The organism is Chitinophaga varians (genome assembly GCF_012641275.1).
Classification (GTDB): domain Bacteria; phylum Bacteroidota; class Bacteroidia; order Chitinophagales; family Chitinophagaceae; genus Chitinophaga; species Chitinophaga varians_A.
The window spans coordinates 1,415,339-1,436,180 of sequence record NZ_JABAIA010000002.1 but is presented as its reverse complement, the minus strand read 5'-3'; the positions used below and the strand labels follow the sequence as shown (position 1 = coordinate 1,436,180).

Below are 20,842 nucleotides of genomic sequence, written 5' to 3'. Positions count from 1 at the left end.
TAATAATCTTTTTAGTGAATTGGTGAGGCTATATCTTTGTTTTTTGATGAATATCAGAACCATTTCACGATGCAACTGGAAGTTAACAACCGGCAGATCATTAAAATCGCCGCCCCTATATGCCTGGCACTGATCATCCCTCAGTTTAACCACATGACCAACACCGCTTTCCTCGGCCGGCTGGGCGAGCTGGAGCTGGCAGCCAATGGTATCGCCGGTATTTATTACCTCGTGATGTATATGATCGCCTATGGGCTTAACAACGGCCTGCAGGTACTGATAGCCCGCCGGGCGGGTCAACAGCAATACAGCAACATTGGCAGGCTTTTCGCCAACGGGCTGGAAGTGGGCGCCTTCTTTTCGCTGTTGGCTATCCTGATCACGCTGGCGGTGGCCCCTTATTTTTTTTCGAAAACGCTTCACAACCAGGAGATCCTTGCTGCAGCGGTTTCGTTCATCCGTATCCGTATCTGGGGCCTTCCCTTCCTGATGATGCTGAGCATGGCCAACGCCTTTTACATCGGCAGCGGCAATTCCCGCGTGCTGGCTGTCACCTCACTGTGCCAGGAAACGATCAATATCTTTTTTGACTACACGCTGATTTTCGGGAAACTGGGCTTACCCGCCCTTGGACTGAACGGGGCAGCGGTGGCTTCCATTATTGCGGAGATCACCGGGTGTTCGGTAGCTTTCAGTATCATCTTCCTCAAAAAACACCATATCAGGTATAGCCTGTTCACCTACATACGGCCTAACCGGGAGATTATCCGGAACATCCTCAACGTGTCTGCCCCGTTGATTGTGCAGTTCCTTTTCAGCATTGGCAGCTGGTTTGTCTTTTTCATTTTCATTGAGCACCTGGGAGAAAGGCCGCTGGCGATTTCCAATATGCTGCGCAGTATTTTCGGTTTTTTCGGCATTTTCACCTGGGCACTGGCAGCCACCTGTAATACCATGGTAAGTAATATCATCGGACAGGGCAAGGAACAACTGGTCTTTAAAGTCATCCGGAACATCGCCGCTATCAGTCTGGGTTGTGCCACGGTCGTTTGTGTCCTGGTGAACCTCTTCCCCTATACCATCCTGCATATTTATACCAACGATGCTCCGTTGATCACTGCGGCAATCCCTTCCATCCGTGTCATTACCCTCAGCACCCTGCTGATGGCGGTAGCGGCGGTAGTGCTCAGCGGCGTTACCGGTACCGGGAATACGCGGATGAACCTTTTCACTGAATGTACTGCGGTGGTGGGTTATCTGATTTATTGTGATATCGTGATAGAACGGATGCGCAGCCCGCTGCACCTGGCCTGGGGTGCAGATTTCATCTATTGGATATTGATATTCGGGCTCAGTGCCTGGTATCTGAAAAGTGGTAAATGGAAAGGGAAAGTGATTTAAAATAATTACTGGAGATCATCCAGCATTTTTTTGCAGTCTGCTTTGATATTGGCGTCGTCCTGGTAGATGCTGCGGAGGCTCAGGGCTTTTTTCAGCACTTCGATGGCTTTGTCCTGCTGGTCATCGGCTTTATAGGCACGGGCCAGTTCGTAATAGTTGAGGAGGAAAGCGGGGTCCAGCTGCCGGCATTTTTCATAATTGGCAATAGCATTTTTAAGGGAGCCGTCCGGCAGGCCGCCGAAGAGCATCTTAGCGGCACCTCTTTCAAATACATTGAGGTTGGCTACTTCGTAGTTCCACTTGCCAAGCACGTGATAAGCCTGTGCGAGGTTGGGGTTGAACTTAATGGCCAGTTCGGCGTACTTCTTCACATCTTTGGAGGCGGCAACTTTTTCCTTTGCGCCCGAGATGAGGGCCATGCGGCCCATGGCCACTGCCATGGCGAGGTTGGCGTCTGCGTTATTCGGGCCGACTTTCAGCGCTGACTGCGCATAACTTTTCGCCTGGTTAAAATAGTTTGTTTTAGCACTTTTATCTTTCTGGCGGTTACCGATACGGGAGCACATCTGGCTCGCCTGGTTCAGAGCCCTTATCTCGTTGGGCTGTATTTTCAGTATTTCCTTGTCTTTGTCGAGCGCAGCCTCTTCCTTCATCTGTAATTCCAGCTGCTTGGCCTGTTCCACCATTTCGTCCACGGACTGGGCTTTTGCAAATAATACAGTGCAGAGCAGGAATGAAATTGTCAAAATCCGTTTCATCATAGGATTGGTTTTTAACAGGAATAAGAAGCTTGATTTACTTGTTGCTATAAATCTACGGAAAATTACAAATAATTAGCGCGGGCAGGCGTGCATTTTAGTATTCCTTTTCCAGTGACACCAGTGAATTACGGATGCTGGCACCCATTGGCGGGTTCAGTTTCCGGAGGGTGACAGTACTGTATTGGATAGCAGGATAACGTGCCTTCAGGGTATCGGACAGGGCGTAGACCACTTCTTCCAGCAGCGGTTTGGGTTGCGCCATGATTTCTTTGGCTATTTCATAGATTCCCTGATAGTTCACAGTATCAGTAAGATCGTCGATGGTAACGGAGCCAGGTATACGAACAGAAATATCGAGGAGAAAATCATTGCCGATCACGGTTTCTTCCGGATACAGGCCATGATAGGCGCGGAAAGCAGCTTGTTCGAGCGCGATAGTAAGCATCTTTGGATAATTACGAATTACGAATTACGAATTACGAACTGAGGTGCAATTCGTAATCAGTAATTCGTAATGGTGTTATTATAATGTTTCAGTTAGGAATTATGGACCACAAATTACCTCTCAATTCGTAATTCGTAATTCGTAATTCGTAATTCTCAACTGATTATTGGTGTTCTTTAGCAGACAGGTATCTTTCCGCATCGAGGGCTGCCATACAACCGCTGCCTGCAGCAGTTACAGCCTGGCGGTAGATTTTGTCCTGTACGTCGCCGCAGGCGAACACGCCTTCCACGCTGGTACGGCTGCTGCCCGGAACGGTCACGATATAATCCTGTTCGTCCAGTTGCAGATAATCTTTAAAGATGGCGGAGTTAGGCTGGTGACCGATAGCCACGAAGAACGCGCTTACCGGAACGTCTTTTTTCTCGCCGGTTTGGTTATTACGCACTCTGACAGCTTCTACTTTGTTTTCGCCAAGTACTTCATCTGTTTCGGTGTTCCAGTATACGATGATATTGGAAGTTTTGAGGACGCGGTCCTGCATTACTTTAGAGGCGCGCATTTCGTGCTTGCGTACCAGCATGTGTACGGTGGAGCACATTTTGGAGAGGTAGAGGGCCTCTTCAGCAGCGGTATCGCCGGCGCCTACGATGGCCACCTCTTTACCACGGAAGAAGAAACCGTCGCACACGGCGCAGGCGGAAACGCCGGAACCGTTGAGCCGTTGTTCGGACGGGAGTCCCAGCCATTTGGCGGAGGCGCCTGTTGCGATGATGATAGCGTCAGCAGTGATTTCTTTTTCTTCGTCGATGATTACTTTATATGGTTGTTTGCTGAAGTCCACCGATGTGGCCATACCATAGCGGATATCGGCGCCCATGCGGGTAGCTTGTTTTTCGAAGTCCACCATCATTTCCGGGCCTTGAATACCTTCAGGATATCCGGGATAATTTTCAACTTCGGTGGTGATGGTCAGCTGGCCACCGGGTTGAATACCCTGGTACAATACTGGTTTAAGGTTGGCTCTTGAGGCATATATTGCAGCGGTATAGCCGGCGGGGCCGGAACCGATGATCAACAGATGCACATGTTCTTGTTGTTTGTTTTCCATACTTTGATTGCTCTATATAATTATTTCCTGATAATAACTGTTTTATAGGTGACTGCATAACCGCCCCAGTAACCGATGGCGCCGGGCACATTTCCCATGATTTTAGTAGGAGATGCGAACGGGTTGCCGTTGCTGCTGTAGGCAAAATCGAGTGCCCGCCAGAAGGTGTAGGTGGCTTTATCGATGTTACAGAATTTGAGCGTCACCGTATCTCCTCTGTTAAAAAAGCCGTTGGTCTCCGGGTCTACACGTTTGCTTTTGTCCACGCCGGCGTCCACAGGAATTTCAAATGTTGTGCCGTTCACCACCTGGTCGTCCAGGGTGGAATTCAACCCGGCCAGAAAGGGCCCTTTGTTGGTCCGGGTGAAGTACCGGGCATAATTACCGGGGGTAGCTGCATCCGTGATCCTGGCCCACAGGCGGGCTTTCAGCGTATCGTCGCCCTGTCTTGTGCGACGCCACCAGATGGTGTCCAGGTGAAAATTCTGCAGTGGTATAGTTGTCACCGCCTCATATGACTTATTGTCAGCAGTTATTCTTAGTGTATACTGGTTGCCGGCTTTTCCTTTGAAGACGGATGGTTGGGCAGTATCCGGCGTATAGGCGAAAACGGGGCCCAGGCCAGGTATTTCCACAATTGTTTCCCGGAGTGTCATGGTGCGGACACTATCGGAGACGGTCACCACGGCTTTGTGTACAAAGGAAGCCAGTAATGCAGCGGTATCTATCTGAGAGAAGTAGCCGAGGCTGCGGGTAAGCACTACCTGCGGGTACTGGTTGGATTCAAATTTACCTTCCACCACCAGCGACTGCTCCTGTTGTTGCAGGTTGACGGTAATGTCTTTCTCGCAGGCGGAGAGCGATATTACTGCAGCCACTATGATCATCAGGAGGTTGCGCATAACTGCAAAAATAAGTGGTGTTCACAATATAAAAACACCGGCCATGTATTTACAAGGCCGGTGTTTTTATAGATTAAGAGGGTTTATACAGCGGTTTCCGGAGAAACCGTAAATATTATCCCAGGTAGGATTTCAGGGCGCCGCTATAGCGTGCTTTCTGGAGCCTTTTGATAGCGCGTTCCTTGATTTGCCTGATTCTTTCTTTGGTCAGATCGTACTTCTGTCCGATTTGTTCGATTGTTGCGCCGTTTTCACCATCCAGACCGAAATAGGCATTCACAATTTCCGCTTCGCGGGGGCTCAGGGATTTTAATACCCGGCGTATTTCCTCGCGGAGGGAATCTCTCATCACGTCGTCATCGGTAATGTCACCACCTTCCAGCAGATCTCCCATAGCTACGTCTTCAGCTTCATGTACCGGAGCGTCCAGTGACATATGGCGGGTGTTGCTCTGAAAAATGTTGTTAATTTCCGATTCAGACATTTCCAGGATTTCTGCGAGTTCCTCGGTAGAAGGTTCACGCTCGTTTTCCTGTTCAAATGCCATGTAAGCTTTGTTCGCTTTATTATAGGTGCCAATTTTGTTTTGTGGCAGACGAACAAGACGGCCTTGTTCAGCCAATGCCTGCAGGATGGACTGGCGAATCCACCAAACTGCATAAGAGATGAATTTGAAACCTTTTGTTTCATCGAAACGTTGCGCAGCTTTGATCAGGCCTAAATTACCTTCATTGATAAGGTCGCTGAGGCTAAGCCCCTGGTGCTGATATTGCTTGGCAACGGAAACCACGAAACGCAAGTTTCCTGTAGTCAATCTTTCAAGAGCCTTCTGATCGCCCATTTTAATGCGCTGCGCCAAAACGGTCTCCTCCTCAGGTGTTAACAAAGGGATCTTCGAGATTTCCTGCAGGTACTTTTCTACCGCCTGCGAATCACGATTGGTGATCTGGGTGGCAATTTTAAGTTGCCTCATATGAAAAATTGTATTGGTTTATAAATAAGAATAACAGCGAAAGAAATATTTTGTTTGAATTTTGAATTTAATTAACTTACAAAATTTCCCGCACCTTATTCGTTTGTTTTAATTAGCCTGCAAAGATCGTGCTAACCCACCACTCTACCAAATCCTTCTTTTTTTCGTCTTCGCTATAACAAAGTACAGTTTTATAACGATATTTTATAGTGCTTTAGTCCTTGTTGCCACACGCTTTATGCAAATTTTAACAATTGATAAATAATCATTATTAAATTAGCATCTTAACTAATTTATTGTCAAAGTCCTTGCAAATTATTCAATCATATGATAGACTTTCGCAGCGATACTTTTACACGCCCCGGCCCTGGCATGTTACAGGCCATGTTACAGGCTGAAACAGGAGACGACGTTTTCGGTGAAGATCCCAGCGTTAATAAACTGGAAGCCATGATGGCAGATTACTTTGGCAAAGAGGCAGCCATTTACTGCCCTTCCGGCACAATGAGCAATCAGATTGCCATCAAAATACATACGTTGCCAGGGGATGAAGTGGTTTGCAGCGACCTCGCCCATGTGTATATTTATGAGGGAGGCGGCATTGCGGCCACTTCCGGCGCCCAGGTCCAGGCCATCACCGGCGACCGTGGCATGATCACCGCTGCCCAGGTGGAAGCTGCCATCAACAATCCCGACGATGTGCACAAAGCCCGCACCAGCCTAGTATGCCTCGAAAACACCTCCAACCGCGGCGGCGGATGCTGCTATGACTGGGAAGAGGTGCTCCGCATCCGGCAGGTATGCAACCAGCATAAACTGGCCCTTCATATCGACGGCGCCCGCCTCTTCAATGCCCTGGTAGCTACAGGACAAGATCCCAGGACTTACGGACAGACATTCGACAGCATCTCCGTATGCCTCAACAAAGGAATGGGCTGCCCCATGGGCTCTGTGCTCCTTGGCAGCAAAGCTTTCATCCGCGAAGCCCGCCGCATACGGAAAAGACTGGGCGGCGGCCTGCGGCAGGCAGGCTTTATGGCCGCTACCGGCATCTACGCCATGGAAAACAACATCCAGCGCCTCGAAGAAGACCATCAACACGCCAAACAAATAGCGGCTGCCCTGCTGGAGAAAACTTTCGTTGGCCATATGCTGCCCGTGGAAACCAATATCCTCATTTTCGAAGTCACCGGCGAATGGACGCCCAAAAAACTTACAGACCACTTCCACAAAGAAGGCGTACTCGTCATCCCCATCTCGCCTACGCAGGTCAGAATGGTGGTCCATCTTGATATCACACCTGACATGGTGGCGAAAACCTGCCAGGTGATCTCCGAAACCATGTAACGGTACCGTCTATATATAAAGACACTTATCTCCAGCAAAAGGTGCATCTGATGATGCACTTTTTTTTTGCACCAAAACCGTCCGGTGCGGCCGGCATGCAGCCAACAGCAGCAAAACGCAGGCACACCGGCCCTCCGTCCTTTCCCCTGCGGCCAACGCTCCGGGCTAATATTCTGCGTCATTATTTCCTTCTCTGGTCAATCTCCGTTATTTTTGCAGACTTATATTATGAATAGCATGGAACTTTCGAAAAATTACCTGCCTGCAACGGTTGAAGACAAATGGTACCAACACTGGATGGACAAAGGCTATTTCCACTCTACGCCGGACAGCCGCCAGCCCTTTACTGTAGTGATCCCCCCGCCTAACGTCACCGGGGTCTTGCATCTTGGCCATACCCTCAATGAAACTGTCCAGGACATACTGGTGCGCCGCGCCCGTATGAGCGGTTTCAACGCCTGCTGGGTACCCGGTTCCGACCACGCGTCCATCGCCACTGAAGCCAAAGTGGTGGACATGCTGAAACGGGAAAAAGGGATCGAAAAATCCCAGCTGTCCCGCGAGGAATTCCTCAAACACGCCTTTGAATGGAAGGACAAATACGGTGGCATCATCTACCAACAGATCAAAAAGCTCGGCTGCTCCTGCGACTGGGACAGGGTGACCTTTACCATGGACGACCACTATTATAAAGCGGTGATCAAAGTGTTCGTGGAACTTTATAATAAAGGCCTGATCTATCGCGGCGCCCGTATGATCAACTGGGACCCCAAAGCAAAAACAGCTTTGAGCGATGAGGAAGTGGAATACAAAGACATCCAGGGTTTCCTCTATCACGTGAAATATGCCATCACTGATGCGGAAGGCAAGCCTACCGGTGAATTCATTACCATCGCCACGCAGCGCCCCGAGACCATCATGGGCGACACCGCCATCTGTGTAAATCCGGAAGATGAAAGATATGCGCACCTGAAAGGCCACTTTGCCATCGTACCGCTGGTAAACCGCCCCGTGCCCATTATCTTCGATACATACGTAGACAAAGCCTTTGGTACCGGCGCACTGAAAGTGACGCCTGCACACGATATCAACGACTACAACCTCGGCCTGAAACATAACCTCGAGATCATCGACACCCTCAACGAAGACGGCACCCTGAGCGCTGCCGCCGTCGTATTTGTGGGCGAAGACCGTTTCGTGGCCCGTAAGAAAACAGTAGCCGCCCTCGCAGAGGCCGGCCAGCTGGTGAAAGAAGAAGCCTATACTACCCGCCTGGGCTACAGTCAACGTAACCCTACTACGGTAGTGGAACCGCGCATCTCCACCCAGTGGTTCGTAAAAATGGCCGATATCGCCAAACCGGCGCTGGACGCAGTTGTGGAAGGTGACGTAAAAATACATCCCGGCGACCGCTTCCTCGCGACGTACAAATACTGGATGGAAAACGTGAAGGACTGGTGTATCTCCCGTCAGCTCTGGTGGGGACAACAGATCCCTGCCTGGTACACTGCTGACGGCACCTTCGAGGTGGCCGCCACTGCGGAAGAAGCAGTAGCGCAGTTTGCAAAGAAGGGCATCACACTCACCGCGGCAGACCTGAAACAGGACGAAGACTGCCTGGATACCTGGTTCTCTTCCTGGCTCTGGCCCATGGAAGTGTTCAACGGTATTTCCAGCCCGGACAACGAAGATTACAAATACTACTACCCCGGTTCCGTACTGGTGACCGGCCAGGATATCATTTTCTTCTGGGTGGCGCGCATGATCATGGCCGGCCTGGAATTCAACGGGCAAAAGCCTTTCAGCGACGTGTACTTTACCGGCATGGTAAGAGACAAGGAAGGCCGCAAAATGAGTAAACAACTTGGCAACTCACCCGACCTGCTGGAGCTCATTCACAGCTACGGCGCCGACGCCGTACGTTTTGGCGTAATGATCAGCTCTCCGGCCGGTAACGACCTGCTGTTCGATACTTCCAGCTGCGACCAGGGCCGTAACTTCAACAATAAAATATGGAACGCCCTGAAGCTGGTGAAAATGTGGGAATCCCGTCAGGCTGCTGACGATGTGGACGCTTCCGGCCTCTTCCCGATCAGATGGTTCCAAAGCCGCCTGAACGAAGTACAGGCACAGGTAGCCTCCCTGCATAACGACTTCCGTCTCAGCGAAGGCCTGAAAGCCTTGTACAGCCTCATCTGGGACGATTTCTGCGGCTGGTACCTCGAATGGGTTAAACCTGGTTTCGAACAACCCATCTCCGCTGCGGTATACGCCCAGACGGTATCTTTCTTCGAACAACTGATGCAACTGCTGCACCCGTACATGCCGTTCATCACGGAAGAGATATACCAGTTGCTGAAAGTACGCGACGAAGCTGATGTACTGATGATGAAACAATTCACCACCCCTGCCGCCCCGGTACATGCCGCCCTGCTGGAAGGCGTACTGGCACAGGAAGTGATCACCGGCATCCGCGACGCCCGCGTTAAAAACCAGATCAAACCCAAAGACCCGATTGTACTGCATATCGAAACCAAACACGAGAATGCCTTCAAACAAATTGAAGACACCATCGCCAAACAGGTCAATGCAAAAGCAGTACATTACGTACAGGAAGCGGTGCCCGGCTGTATTACGCTCGTGGTACAGAAAGATAAATTCTACCTCGGTACCGAAACAGTACTGGACACCACCGCACAGAAAGAATCCCTGCTCAAAGATCTCGAGTATCAACAGGGCTTCCTGAAGTCAGTGGAAAACAAACTGGCCAACGAACGGTTCGTTCAAAATGCCAAACCGGAAGTTGTAGAGGCTGAAAGACGCAAGAAAGCAGACGCCGAAGCAAAAATCCTGGCGATAACGGAAAGTTTGAAATCTTTATAATTTTTGCAATCGCCCGGTCGTTAGTATACCGGGCGATTTTTTTATCCCGTCACTATCATGCTGAAACACCTGTCCGCATTCATTTTCCTGCTGTTGACGATCAACGTGAGCACTTTTGCCCAATCCGGTAAAAAGCCCGCTCCTGCTACCAAAGCCTCATCGGCGACCAACAAGCGGCCCGCGAAACTTCGCAGCAGCTGGGGACTCTTCCTCAGCGACACGCTGCCGAAAAGCCAGGTGGTAAAGCTGCTGGACTCCGCACTGGTGGTACGTGATGAGAAGAACCACGTTTACCAGGTGATCTCTTTCGCCTTTACTTACGAACAGCATCAACCTTACCTGAACGATACTACCGGCCAGGCCGCCATTTATAAAGACTTCACCGGGGACAACTTCAAAACCTCCCGCCTTCCGGCGCTCTGGAGCACACGCCTGAAAGAGAGCCTGCAACAGGGAGACGTGTTGTACTTTGATGATATCCTGATTGAATATGCGCCTGATAAACTTTACCGGGCACCGTCCTTACGGATAGACGTGAAATAGGTTTTCCACATTATATAACAAAGGGCCCATGAATACTGGTATTCATGGGCCCTTTGTTATATAAAGACTCTTTAGTAGTTAAACAGCTGCTGCAACGGCAGGATAAAGTCCACCCTGTTCTGTGCATTGTCAACCGGGTCTTTGTCAAACAGGTGGCTGAACCGCACCCCACAGGTAAACGGCAGCGTATTGCCGATACGGGTGTCCAGGAAAAGTTCTGCCCCGGCTGAAGTATAGCGATTGTCCCGTTTGTTGATGAAATCCCGCGCCATGCTATAATCGTAAAACAGGTTCCCCCTGATCCGGCTGAAATAAAGGACCTGCGCAAAGCCCCAGTCAGGATACGCCAAAGGCAGGTGGTAGTTGGCTCCCAGCTTGTATATCCGGTCGTAGAAAGGGGTATTGTACCCTCTCGCATACACGAAATTGTCTGTAAACGTATAGTTAAAGTTCTGATCACGTTGCCGGTAGGCGGCCTGCAATACGATACTGTGGTTTTGGAAGAATCCCGGAAGATATTGATCTACGCGGCCATACAGCTGTTCCGCGAAGGGATTGCCTATTGAGTGATTGTAATACAGCGCGATATACTGGCCGAAATGGCTATAGATGTTCTGTTTGGCTTTGATCCGCATGTTACTGAATATCAGCCGGCTGCTCAGGTATTGCAGGTTGTCGTTCCTGAACTTGAAATTGCCCTGCGGATAACGATGCAGGATATTGTAATCGCCGCCAATGACAAGGCTGCGGCTATACAGTCCCGACGAAAAATTCAGCGGAAGCGACAACCCGGCGTGCCAGGTCAGCTCATTCCAGTAAATGCGCCCGATATTTGGCGCCACTGTATTGCGGTTAAATATATAGTCCACGCCGGTATTGAGATAAGGGAACCATCCGCCGAAAGTGAAGCTGGCTCCCAGATCGGAGTATCCTTCATTCCGGTTGTAGGTGTATCCCAAAGAGGTATTGGTGGTGTTCAGGATGTTTTCGCCCAACAGCGAGATACTATAATCGGGCTCGTTAAAAGAAGGTACCCAGCTGTGGAAATTGAACGGACGTGTAAAGAGCGCATATTTCTTCACCGGCAGCGAGTCATGCGGCACGATGTCCAGAATGTTGGCCCCTTCTTTATCAGACGGCTCCAGCCATTTGCTGTGCCGGGCCTGCGCCACGGCTGTTTCTTTCCAGGCCGTTTTCAGCGGCGCGCGGTACAGGCGATAGCCGGCTGTGGTGAACTCGCTGAACACCAGGCTGTCCTGCTGCGGCGAAGCGGCCATGTGCAAGGCGCTGTTCCCCCGGTCTGTGATTTCATATGTTTTCCTGTCAGATAACGTGAGCGCATATACGTTGTTCACATCACGGGTGGATGCGGTGAAATACACCGTGTCGCCCTGTACGGCAGGTATGCCCAGCACGACGAAGCTGAAAGGGGTCAGTTCCGTGACTTCGTCCGTTTGCAGCGACTGCTGCACGAGCGCCATTTCGCCCCGTTCGTTACGGACCGCGCTGATAACGGCTTTATCATCAGCCGTAAAACGCGGGAAGGTATAGTACCAGTTGTGCGGGTTGGGCAGCACTTTTTCCACCGTGCCGGTGGAAGTGTTGATCAGCTGCAGGCTGTAGTGCATGTCCGGCGTGATAGACGCAGCCACCACTTTCCCGCCGTCGTTGCTGATATCCGGGGAGAAGAACTTACCGCGGGGAGACACTGTTTTCGTACTACCGCTGGCGTTGTCGTGGATACGGATAACGGAAAAGTTTTTCCATCCCCAGCGGGCATCGAAACGGGCAGCCGCCCATACGATACGTTGATTACGATAGCTGAAGAAATCATTGTATACAATGCCGGGCCTTACCAGCAGGTGTTCTTCCCCGTTGCTGCCAAGGCGGTAGATGCCGGGCACTTTATTAAAAGCGTCTTTCAGCACGATCCACTCACCAGGACCGGCGGCATAGACATATTTATAATTGGTCACCGTACGGCCGGCGGTGGTAACCGGCACTGCCGGCGTGGTGTCCGGACGGGCCGCGTAGCTGTTCCACTGTGGCTGGTATTCCGCCAGCATGGCGTTATAGAAGGCAGTAATATTTTTGCCGGTACGTTTTTTCAGGCTTTGGGAGAAGGGATAAAAAACGCCGCGGTAACGGACCGCATCGCTGGTAACGCCCTTCCAGAAGTCGTTGCCATAATGGTTACGGCCATAGGTGGATAAGAGGTATCCCAGTGGATAATGGTCGGGAATAAAATCGCGGTAGGAGCCGTTGCGGATTTTCATATAGCTGTAGCGCTTGTCTTCGAGCGACAGGGCGCGGAAACCATCAAAAAAAGCGGGCAGCCGGCCTCTCCCCTGTTGACTGAAAGCCGTTTCATTGATCACCGCATCACCCTCCCAGAACCAGTTGGGCACCGCGATATTGGTGGCGGCCGCCTGTCCCAGTTGTCCGCCCAGCCAGGAAAACACTTTAGACACGCCCTGCCGGAAGTTCATGTTTTGCAGCACATGACGGTATTCATGGAGCGCCAGTTGTTCCGTCCAGTTGAGAGAGCCCAGGTCCTGCGATGAAGGAGACGGGGCCAGGTAGAATTCAGAACGGAAGGGGCCGAGCTGCACGTACCCGTTTGACTGCATCGTTTGGTTCTGCAGCACGATATCCACCTTCCTTTCGAGCGGACCGATAGAGCTGCGGGTATTTTTATTGAGCCAGGTAACGATATTGGCTACACGTTCTCCTTGCTGGCCCATCCCCTTGGGGAAGATCACGCGGACAGTATCGGTATTGATCTGTTGCCATTTCAGGGAAGGAGGGTTGCCCCCGAATTGTTGGGCGGCAGCGGAAGTTGACAAAAACAGGAGCCAGAAGTAGTGACGCATAAAAAAATACGGATTACGAATTGCGGTACTGAGCGCAAAACGAAAATATGTTTCTTTCTTAATATAAACACATTTAAAATCCTGAGCCCTGTACCGCTGTTTCCGTACTTTATGTTAGCATTCGCTGAGACTGATAGGGATGTTGACAGCGAGGCCGCCATCGGACGTTTCCTTGTATTTGGAGTTCATGTCCAGGGCGGTGTCCCACATGGTTTTCACGACAGCGTCGAGGGAAACCTTGGCCAGTTCAGGGTTGCTTTGCAGCGCCAGCTGAGAGGCCGTGATGGCTTTGATAGCGCCCATGGTATTTCTTTCAATGCAGGGAATCTGCACCAGTCCGCCGATAGGGTCGCAGGTCAGGCCGAGATGGTGTTCCATGGCTATTTCGGCAGCCATGAGCACCTGGCGCTGAGATCCGCCGAGGCATTCTGTCAGCGCCGCAGCGGCCATGGCAGAGGAAACGCCTATTTCCGCCTGGCAGCCGCCCATGGCAGCAGAGATGGTAGAACGTTTTTTGAAGATGCTGCCTATTTCTGAGGCGGTGAGCAGGAACTGCATGATTTTATCGTCGTGCAGGCCGTCGCAGAAAGCTATATAGTATTGCAGCACCGCAGGAATTACGCCTGCAGCGCCATTGGTAGGTGCAGTCACCACGCGGCCGAAGGAAGCATTTTCTTCATTGACGGCGAGGGCGAAACAGCTCACCCAGTCGAGCGTATAGGTGAAATGTGCGCCGCCGGCGCGGATAGCTTCGATCCACGAATGATAATCGGTATAAGTGCGTCCTTTCAGGAGTTTTTTATTGAGCGCAGCAGCACGGCGGGCCACTTTCAGGCCTCCGGGCAGTTCTCCTGTAGTATGACAACCGCGGTAGGTGCATTCCTGCATCACACGCCAGATATTGAGCACGCCGGCACGGGTTTCGGCTTCCGGTCTCCAGGCCAGTTCATTTTCCATGACCAGTTCAGAGATGCTGAAACCGGTTTTAATGCAGAACTGCAGCAGTTGCCGGGCCGTATCAATGGGAAAAGGCAGGTCTACCGAGGCAGCACCGCCGTTTGCTTCGCCTTCCTGCACCACAAAACCGCCACCAATAGAATAATAGGTAGCTGCGCGTTTATCGCCATCGGCGAAGGTAACGAGGAAAACGAGGGCGTTGGGGTGGAATGGCAGGGATTCCTCGAAGAGGAACTCTATGTCTTCCACCGGATCAAAATCAATTTCATATTTGCCGGCCAGCATCATTTTACGGGTACGGCGCAGGTCATCTATTTTGCTGTTGATTTTATTAACATCGAAAGTAACGGGGTCATCACCGCAGAGGCCCAGCAGCACGGCGATATCGGTGCCATGGCCATGGCCGGTTTTAGCGAGGGAACCATAGAGCAGTACCTGTAAACCGGTTACGGAAGAAAGTTTTCCGGCGGTATCCAGTTCATGCAGGAATCGCTGGGCTGCCCTCCAGGGGCCTAAAGTATGAGAGCTGGACGGACCAATGCCAATCTTAAAAATGTCAAATACGGAAATACATTCGTGTGCCACTACATTATTGATTTACCTGTAAAAATAGGCCATTTTACATATTCAGCTATTTACGGATTTTGTTATTTAACGATTTATGTTTGGAAGTGGGGAAGACGACATAAAAAGGGCTGACCTGTTGGGGTCAGCCCGGGAGATTTATTTTTTAACGAGGTCTTTCAGTGTCACATCGAAAAACAGGACCGTATTTGGTGGAATGCCTGGTCTGCCGCCCGGGCCGTAAGCCCAGTAAGAAGGAATGAAGAGTTTGATACGTCCTCCCTTTCCTATTTTGGGAATACCTATTTTCCAGCCATCAATTACCTCGTTGAGGTCGAAGCTCAGGTTATCTTTGCTGTCGAATGATTTTCCGTCCACGAAAGTGCCCGCATAATTCACAGTCACGTTACTCGTGATGGTAGGTTTGTTGGCCACGTCGCCGCTGTCGATGATCTGCCAGAAGATGCTGCGCGGATCATGGGAAGCGGTGATATTATTGGTTTTCAGGTAATTGACAATAATGGCACTGTCAGCATCATACTGCGCTACAGGGTCAAAGGCTGGCCCATTGTCTTTTTTGGAGCAGGCCGCCAGTAAAGCCAGGCCTAGCCCTCCCAGTAAAAAAACTTTCTTCATTCCGTTGATATTTGGATTTTATAGTTACACAAAAATTACCTGACGTCTACCAGTTCCACATCGGAGATGAGGATGGCGTTGGGTGGAACAATATTGGGCACGCCAGTGCTGCCGAAGGCGAGGTATGGCGGGATGTACATCCGTATTCTGCCACCTTTTGAAATTTTACCCAGCCCTATCTGCCAGCCGGGAATATGATTTTTAAGTGTTCTGTTGTTGAAGTTGGTCACATCGAAAGAGGCGTCTACAACGGTACCGTCAATCAGTTGGTTGGTATAGTTGACAAAAGCGATGGATGTCGGTTTCAGGTAATGGATACTGTCACCGGGATTATAGATACGGTAATAGAGGCCTGATGGGTCACGTACCGCAATTTCGTTATGGGCAAAGAGATATTGTTGTATACGGGTATCTGTTTCCGCCGTGGCCATGGGCATCATCTCATCTGCTTTTTTGGAGCAGGAGAGCATTGTTAATACCGGCAGGCATGCCAGGGCTATTTTCAGCAATAACTTCATTCAGTGTTCATTAATTTAATTACCAGGGGTACCTGTGTAACGCAATACGGGCGGTAAAGTTACAAGATAAAAAAAACTCCTGCAGAAAGGCCTGCAGGAGTTTCTTTTTTATGGTAATAAGACTGATTAGTAGTCCATGCCCATACCGTGTCCACCACCTGGCATAGCAGGAGCAGCGGATTTAGGTTCAGGTTTGTCAGCGATCACGCATTCGGTGGTCAGCAGCATACCAGCGATGGAAGCAGCGTTTTCGAGTGCGATACGGCTAACTTTAGTTGGGTCGATAACACCGGCAGCCAGCATTTTTTCATATACTTCAGTGCGGGCGTTGAAACCGAAGTCACCTTTACCTTCTTTCACTTTCTGTACAACGATGGAACCTTCGATACCAGCGTTAGCAGTGATTTGGCGCAGTGGTTCTTCGATAGCGCGTTTGATGATAGCGATACCGGTTTGTTCGTCGTTGTTATCACCTTTCAGTTTATCGAGAGATTCGATAGCGCGGATGTAAGCCACACCACCGCCCGGTACGATACCTTCTTCCACAGCAGCGCGGGTAGCGTGCAGGGCGTCATCTACGCGGTCTTTTTTCTCTTTCATTTCCACTTCGGTAGCAGCACCTACGTACAGTACAGCCACACCGCCGCTCAGTTTAGCGAGGCGTTCCTGCAGTTTTTCGCGGTCGTAGTCGGAAGTAGTTACTTCGATTTGTGCTTTGATCTGACCGATGCGGGCCTGGATGTCTTTTTTCTGGCCTTTACCACCTACAACGGTAGTATTGTCTTTATCGATAGTTACGGATTCAGCTTTACCCAGGTAAGTGAGGTCAGCATTTTCCAGTTTGTAACCTTGTTCTTCGCTGATAACGATACCACCGGTGAGGGTAGCGATGTCCTGCAGCATGTCTTTTCTTCTGTCGCCGAAGCCAGGAGCTTTTACAGCAGCTACTTTCAGGGTACCACGCAGTTTGTTTACCACGAGGGTTGCCAGTGCTTCACCTTCCAGATCTTCAGAGATGATCACCAGTGGAGCGCCTTGCTGGGCCACTTTTTCCAGGATGTGCAGGATATCCTTCATGGTGCTGATCTTTTTGTCATAGATCAGGATGTAAGGGTTCTGCAGTTCAGCCTGCATTTTTTCGCTGTTAGTGATGAAGTAAGGAGACAGGTAACCGCGGTCGAACTGCATACCTTCTACCACTTCAACAGTAGTATCGGTGCCTTTCGCTTCTTCTACGGTGATTACGCCGTCTTTGGTTACTTTCTTCATGGCTTCCGCGATCAGTTTACCGATTTCGGAGTCATTGTTAGCGGAGATAGATGCAACCTGTTCGATTTTTTTGTTGTCGTTACCAACTTTTTCGGACTGTTTTTTCAGGTTTTCAACGATAGCTTTCACCGCTTTGTCGATACCGCGTTTCAGGTCCATTGGGTTAGCGCCGGCAGCCACGTTTTTCAGGCCTTCGCCGATGATAGCCTGTGCCAGTACAGTAGCAGTGGTAGTACCGTCACCTGCCAGGTCAGCGGTTTTGGAAGCAACTTCCTTCACCATCTGGGCGCCCATATTTTCGATAGCGTCTTCCAGTTCGATTTCTTTCGCAACGGTAACACCATCTTTAGTTACGCCGGGAGCACCGAATTTCTTTTCGATCACCACGTTACGGCCTTTAGGACCGAGGGTTACTTTTACTGCATCAGCCAGGGTATCAACACCCTTTTTCATTCTGTTGCGTGCCTCTATATTGAAGAATAATTGTTTTGCCATAATGCTCTAAGGATATTTAAAAGATTAGTTTTTACAATAACACAAACCGGCAGTTATTAAACGATAGCCAGGATATCGGATTCTCTCATGATCAGGTAATCTTCGCCATCGATCGGCAGTTCCTGACCGGAGTATTTGCCATACAATACAGTGTCACCTACTTTTACAGTCACCGGCTCGTCTTTTTTACCAGGACCGGCGGCTACCACGGTTCCTTTAACGGGTTTTTCCTTTGCGGTATCCGGGATGATGATACCACCTGCGGTTTTCTCTTCAGCGGCTGCAGGTTTTACGATGATCCTGTCAGCTAATGGTTTAATACTTAATTTCTTAGCCATAGTAGTTTTTATTTAAAGAAAGTAGTTTGAATTGTGAATGCACCTTGCCACGAGAATTATGCCAAGGCGTTTTTATGGTCAAAATTGCAGATTGCAAATGTAATACAGGCTTTCATTACTGACAAATTATGACAGCCCGCAGGAAAAAATGACAGGAAAGTGTTTTTGGATTTAGACATTCAGATATTTTGTCATTTGTTTTCATGGCATTGTCTCCTTTGTTCCGGTTCCGGTCTGACATAATGATCAAATGGCCAAATGATCAAATATCCAAATTTTTGTCTAGTTTTGCGCCCTTATACCAGTTCTTTTTTATACGATGATCAGTAGAAGAAATATCCGGGTTAAAGTAATGCAGACACTTTATGCCCTGGAAACGATGGAGCAAAGCAATATTAAGCCGGGCACGGCCACAAGGCTTCTGAATGAGAAGCTGGACCAGACCTGCCAGATCTTTACCTACTTACTTTATTCAGTGGTACAGGTGGCACAATACGCGGAAACTGATGCTCAGACCCGTGCTTCCAAACACTTACCCTCTGCCGAGGACCTGCAGGTGAACACCAAGATCGCAGGTAATGAATTCATTTATCAGATAACAAACGACAAAGGCTTTCAGGTAAATCTGGAACAGTGGAAAATGCGCCAGCTGACAGATACGGACCTGATCAGAAAGCTTTATAATATACTGGTAGCCACCGACACCTATAAGGCCTACATTGCGGACGAAAGCCGCACCAAAGCCGGCGAAAAGGAGATACTGGAATATATCTATAAGGAAATACTGGCCAAAAACGAACTGTTTATCCAGCATATGGAAGATACCTTCCTGCACTGGAGCGATGACGAGGAAATGATGGGCATTCTGCTGGGCAACTATTTCAACAAGCCGCACCTGTTCAACTTCCTGCAACTGATCAGCAAGGAAAAACTGGACTATGCGCGGGAACTGTTACTGACGGTGATCGACAAGAAAGAATACTGCCTGGAGCTGATCAAACCCAAGTTGCAGAACTGGGACCCGGAGCGTATCGCGGCGGTAGACATGCTGCTGATGGAAATGGGCGTTTGCGAATTCCTCTATTTCCCTACCATTCCAACAAAAGTGACCATCAACGAATACATCGATCTGGCCAAGGCGTACAGCACGCCACAAAGCGGTCAGTTCATCAATGGTATCCTGGACAACATCCTGAAAGACCTTGAAAAAGAGTCGCTCGTACAAAAACAGGACCGTCCGAAAAAGTAAGTGGAAAGCAGTATTTTTAGGCCAAAACAACACCATTATGAAAACACTGCTCTGTTTCCTTACCTGTGGCACCCTCTTAATGGCTGCCTGTAATAACCAACCGGCAAAAGATAAAACTGCTGGTCAGACCGCTGCTTCCGGCACTACTGCTGAAGCCGGTAAAGCATCAGATCTTTCTTTTGAAGAAAAGGTGCATAACTTTGGGGATATCACCCAGGGAGAAAAGGTGGAATATTCCTTTAAATTTACCAACACCGGCACCAGCCCGCTGGTAATTGAGGATGCCATCTCCAGCTGTGGCTGCACAGTGCCTGAATGGCCCAAACAGCCCATTAAACCGGGAGAAACCGGCTTTATGAAGGTTATATTCGACAGTCATGGGAAATCCGGCTATACCGAAAAAGAGATATCCATCAAAACCAACCGGGAAGGTGGTTATCAGGTAGGCCCTAAGATCCAGTGTAATATCATTACAAAATAAAGCGCTGATTAGGCAAACTATTTAAATCAATTTATCGATGAACATCATGAACATTTTACTGATGGGGCCGTCACAAGGCGGTGCGCAAGGCGGTAGCCCAATGATTTCTATCCTGTTTTTTGGCGGTATGATCCTGATCATGTGGCTCTTTATGATCCGTCCGCAGACCAAGAAAGCCAAACAACAGAAACAATTCATTGACAACCTGAGAGAAGGCGATAAAATCGTGACCATAGCCGGCATCCACGGTAAAGTGAAAAAAATAAACGACAATAACACCCTGGTAGTGGAAGTTAGTCCTGGTACCAGCTTCACCATCGAACGTTCTGCGATCAGCATGGAATACACTTCCGCTCAACAGCAGAAACCGGCCGAAACCAAATAAGCATCAAACAAATCTGTATAAAAATCCCGGCCGTTACGTCCGGGATTTTTTTTATACTTAGCTTTCAATATTGACTCATTCATCTGGATTTTATGTTAAAGGTAGGCATCACCGGTGGTATCGGTTCCGGCAAAAGTACCGTCAGCAAGATATTTGAACTCCTGGGCGTCCCTGTGTATTATGCGGACGAACGCGCCAAGGATATCCTGGTCCGTGACCAGGAACTGGCTGCTGCCGTGCGCAGGCACTTTGGCCCAGAAACCTATGACGCCAATGGCATGCTAAACCGTAAATACCTGGGCAACATCGTGTTCAACGATAAAGATAAACTGGCATTGCTCAACTCCCTGGTACACCCTGCCACCATCCGTGATTCCAACCTCTGGGCCAGTCAGCAAAAAGCGCCCTACGTGCTGAAAGAGGCCGCACTGCTGTTTGAATCTGAATCCTTCCATTACCTCGACAAAATCATTGGCGTATATGCCCCCCAGCCGCTGCGTATCCTTCGGGTCATGAAACGCGACAACGCCACCCGGGAAGAAGTGCTGGCCCGTATGCACAAACAAATCGACGAAAAGATCAAAATGCGTTTGTCCGACTACGTTATCCAGAACGATGAACAGCATATGGTCATCCCGCAGGTACTGGCACTCCATGCACAGCTGTTACAGCTGGCCGCCGCCACCTGAGGTTACCTTACATATACCATCG

The 20,842-nt window shown here is 49.7% G+C and carries 19 protein-coding genes; 8 read left to right on the top strand and 11 right to left on the bottom strand.

Translation table 11 applies throughout. From position 1 onward, the window contains the following. Positions 1-69 precede the first annotated feature (69 nt). Complete coding sequence (locus HGH92_RS20435; protein WP_168872601.1) at positions 70-1,401, top strand: MATE family efflux transporter; 1,332 nt, start codon at positions 70-72, stop codon at positions 1,399-1,401. Between the two features lie 5 nt (positions 1,402-1,406). Here the strand turns inward: HGH92_RS20435 and HGH92_RS20430 are convergent, their stop codons facing one another. From HGH92_RS20430 to HGH92_RS20410, 5 genes are all read right to left on the bottom strand, one after another. Beyond that, positions 1,407-2,162, bottom strand: coding sequence for a hypothetical protein (locus HGH92_RS20430; RefSeq protein WP_168872600.1), 756 nt, complete (start codon positions 2,160-2,162; stop codon positions 1,407-1,409). A 94-nt stretch (positions 2,163-2,256) separates the two neighbouring features. Further along, positions 2,257-2,607 carry a dihydroneopterin aldolase gene (gene folB, locus HGH92_RS20425; RefSeq protein ID WP_168872599.1) on the bottom strand — a complete coding sequence of 117 codons (351 nt, stop codon included), beginning with the start codon at positions 2,605-2,607 and terminating at the stop codon, positions 2,257-2,259. Positions 2,608-2,770: 163 nt separating this feature from the next. Continuing rightward, entirely contained in the window at positions 2,771-3,718 is a 948-nt protein-coding gene (gene trxB / locus HGH92_RS20420) for a thioredoxin-disulfide reductase (RefSeq protein ID WP_168872598.1), read from the bottom strand. Between the two features lie 20 nt (positions 3,719-3,738). Next, positions 3,739-4,620 (bottom strand): DUF4249 domain-containing protein, encoded by an 882-nt coding sequence (locus HGH92_RS20415; protein ID WP_168872597.1) that lies wholly within the window; start codon positions 4,618-4,620, stop codon positions 3,739-3,741. A gap of 115 nt (positions 4,621-4,735) precedes the next feature. After that, on the bottom strand, positions 4,736-5,593 hold the full coding sequence (locus HGH92_RS20410) for an RNA polymerase sigma factor RpoD/SigA (protein WP_012793808.1): 858 nt from the start codon (positions 5,591-5,593) through the stop codon (positions 4,736-4,738). A 327-nt stretch (positions 5,594-5,920) separates the two neighbouring features. Here HGH92_RS20410 and HGH92_RS20405 point away from each other — a divergent pair, with 327 nt between their 5' ends. From HGH92_RS20405 to HGH92_RS20395, 3 genes are all read left to right on the top strand, one after another. Beyond that, positions 5,921-6,940, top strand: coding sequence for a threonine aldolase family protein (locus tag HGH92_RS20405; RefSeq protein ID WP_168872596.1), 1,020 nt, complete (start codon positions 5,921-5,923; stop codon positions 6,938-6,940). Between the two features lie 237 nt (positions 6,941-7,177). Beyond that, positions 7,178-9,823 carry a valine--tRNA ligase gene (locus tag HGH92_RS20400; RefSeq protein ID WP_168872595.1) on the top strand — a complete coding sequence of 882 codons (2,646 nt, stop codon included), beginning with the start codon at positions 7,178-7,180 and terminating at the stop codon, positions 9,821-9,823. A gap of 57 nt (positions 9,824-9,880) precedes the next feature. Then, positions 9,881-10,366, top strand: coding sequence for a hypothetical protein (locus HGH92_RS20395; protein ID WP_168872594.1), 486 nt, complete (start codon positions 9,881-9,883; stop codon positions 10,364-10,366). Between the two features lie 71 nt (positions 10,367-10,437). Here HGH92_RS20395 and HGH92_RS20390 read toward each other — a convergent pair whose 3' ends face one another. From HGH92_RS20390 to groES, 6 genes are all read right to left on the bottom strand, one after another. After that, positions 10,438-13,239, bottom strand: a complete 2,802-nt coding sequence (locus HGH92_RS20390) for a hypothetical protein (protein WP_168872593.1) — start codon at positions 13,237-13,239, stop codon at positions 10,438-10,440. A 114-nt stretch (positions 13,240-13,353) separates the two neighbouring features. Continuing rightward, positions 13,354-14,781: an L-serine ammonia-lyase gene (locus tag HGH92_RS20385; protein WP_168872592.1), complete on the bottom strand. Its 1,428-nt coding sequence runs from the start codon at positions 14,779-14,781 to the stop codon at positions 13,354-13,356. Positions 14,782-14,919: 138 nt separating this feature from the next. Then, on the bottom strand, positions 14,920-15,396 hold the full coding sequence (locus HGH92_RS20380; protein ID WP_168872591.1) for an FKBP-type peptidyl-prolyl cis-trans isomerase: 477 nt from the start codon (positions 15,394-15,396) through the stop codon (positions 14,920-14,922). Positions 15,397-15,431: 35 nt separating this feature from the next. After that, positions 15,432-15,914 carry an FKBP-type peptidyl-prolyl cis-trans isomerase gene (locus HGH92_RS20375; RefSeq protein ID WP_168872590.1) on the bottom strand — a complete coding sequence of 161 codons (483 nt, stop codon included), beginning with the start codon at positions 15,912-15,914 and terminating at the stop codon, positions 15,432-15,434. Between the two features lie 126 nt (positions 15,915-16,040). Continuing rightward, complete coding sequence (gene groL, locus HGH92_RS20370; RefSeq protein ID WP_168872589.1) at positions 16,041-17,678, bottom strand: chaperonin GroEL; 1,638 nt, start codon at positions 17,676-17,678, stop codon at positions 16,041-16,043. Positions 17,679-17,734: 56 nt separating this feature from the next. Continuing rightward, positions 17,735-18,016 (bottom strand): co-chaperone GroES, encoded by a 282-nt coding sequence (groES, locus tag HGH92_RS20365; RefSeq protein ID WP_078667864.1) that lies wholly within the window; start codon positions 18,014-18,016, stop codon positions 17,735-17,737. A 352-nt stretch (positions 18,017-18,368) separates the two neighbouring features. Between groES and nusB the strand changes: the two genes are divergently transcribed. From nusB to coaE, 4 genes are all read left to right on the top strand, one after another. Then, positions 18,369-19,265 carry a transcription antitermination factor NusB gene (nusB, locus tag HGH92_RS20360; RefSeq protein WP_247654986.1) on the top strand — a complete coding sequence of 299 codons (897 nt, stop codon included), beginning with the start codon at positions 18,369-18,371 and terminating at the stop codon, positions 19,263-19,265. Between the two features lie 37 nt (positions 19,266-19,302). Beyond that, entirely contained in the window at positions 19,303-19,746 is a 444-nt protein-coding gene (locus tag HGH92_RS20355) for a DUF1573 domain-containing protein (protein ID WP_168872587.1), read from the top strand. 37 nt (positions 19,747-19,783) lie between these two features. Further along, positions 19,784-20,131: a preprotein translocase subunit YajC gene (yajC, locus tag HGH92_RS20350; protein ID WP_246496790.1), complete on the top strand. Its 348-nt coding sequence runs from the start codon at positions 19,784-19,786 to the stop codon at positions 20,129-20,131. A 92-nt stretch (positions 20,132-20,223) separates the two neighbouring features. Continuing rightward, the gene (coaE, locus tag HGH92_RS20345) at positions 20,224-20,820 is read left to right on the top strand and encodes a dephospho-CoA kinase (RefSeq protein ID WP_168872586.1); all 597 of its coding nucleotides are present in this window, start codon (positions 20,224-20,226) and stop codon (positions 20,818-20,820) included. The last annotated feature ends 22 nt before the right edge of the window (positions 20,821-20,842 follow it).

What these genes read in the sequence shown, in the direction of transcription:
- HGH92_RS20435 (WP_168872601.1), top strand. Translation starts at nt 70, where the DNA reads ATGCAACTGGAAGTTAACAACCGGCAGATCATTAAAATCGCCGCCCCT.
- HGH92_RS20430 (WP_168872600.1), bottom strand. Translation starts at nt 2,162, where the DNA reads ATGATGAAACGGATTTTGACAATTTCATTCCTGCTCTGCACTGTATTA.
- folB (WP_168872599.1), bottom strand. Translation starts at nt 2,607, where the DNA reads ATGCTTACTATCGCGCTCGAACAAGCTGCTTTCCGCGCCTATCATGGC.
- trxB (WP_168872598.1), bottom strand. Translation starts at nt 3,718, where the DNA reads ATGGAAAACAAACAACAAGAACATGTGCATCTGTTGATCATCGGTTCC.
- HGH92_RS20415 (WP_168872597.1), bottom strand. Translation starts at nt 4,620, where the DNA reads ATGCGCAACCTCCTGATGATCATAGTGGCTGCAGTAATATCGCTCTCC.
- HGH92_RS20410 (WP_012793808.1), bottom strand. Translation starts at nt 5,593, where the DNA reads ATGAGGCAACTTAAAATTGCCACCCAGATCACCAATCGTGATTCGCAG.
- HGH92_RS20405 (WP_168872596.1), top strand. Translation starts at nt 5,921, where the DNA reads ATGATAGACTTTCGCAGCGATACTTTTACACGCCCCGGCCCTGGCATG.
- HGH92_RS20400 (WP_168872595.1), top strand. Translation starts at nt 7,178, where the DNA reads ATGGAACTTTCGAAAAATTACCTGCCTGCAACGGTTGAAGACAAATGG.
- HGH92_RS20395 (WP_168872594.1), top strand. Translation starts at nt 9,881, where the DNA reads ATGCTGAAACACCTGTCCGCATTCATTTTCCTGCTGTTGACGATCAAC.
- HGH92_RS20390 (WP_168872593.1), bottom strand. Translation starts at nt 13,239, where the DNA reads ATGCGTCACTACTTCTGGCTCCTGTTTTTGTCAACTTCCGCTGCCGCC.
- HGH92_RS20380 (WP_168872591.1), bottom strand. Translation starts at nt 15,396, where the DNA reads ATGAAGAAAGTTTTTTTACTGGGAGGGCTAGGCCTGGCTTTACTGGCG.
- HGH92_RS20375 (WP_168872590.1), bottom strand. Translation starts at nt 15,914, where the DNA reads ATGAAGTTATTGCTGAAAATAGCCCTGGCATGCCTGCCGGTATTAACA.
- groL (WP_168872589.1), bottom strand. Translation starts at nt 17,678, where the DNA reads ATGGCAAAACAATTATTCTTCAATATAGAGGCACGCAACAGAATGAAA.
- groES (WP_078667864.1), bottom strand. Translation starts at nt 18,016, where the DNA reads ATGGCTAAGAAATTAAGTATTAAACCATTAGCTGACAGGATCATCGTA.
- nusB (WP_247654986.1), top strand. Translation starts at nt 18,369, where the DNA reads ATGCAGACACTTTATGCCCTGGAAACGATGGAGCAAAGCAATATTAAG.
- HGH92_RS20355 (WP_168872587.1), top strand. Translation starts at nt 19,303, where the DNA reads ATGAAAACACTGCTCTGTTTCCTTACCTGTGGCACCCTCTTAATGGCT.
- yajC (WP_246496790.1), top strand. Translation starts at nt 19,784, where the DNA reads ATGAACATCATGAACATTTTACTGATGGGGCCGTCACAAGGCGGTGCG.
- coaE (WP_168872586.1), top strand. Translation starts at nt 20,224, where the DNA reads ATGTTAAAGGTAGGCATCACCGGTGGTATCGGTTCCGGCAAAAGTACC.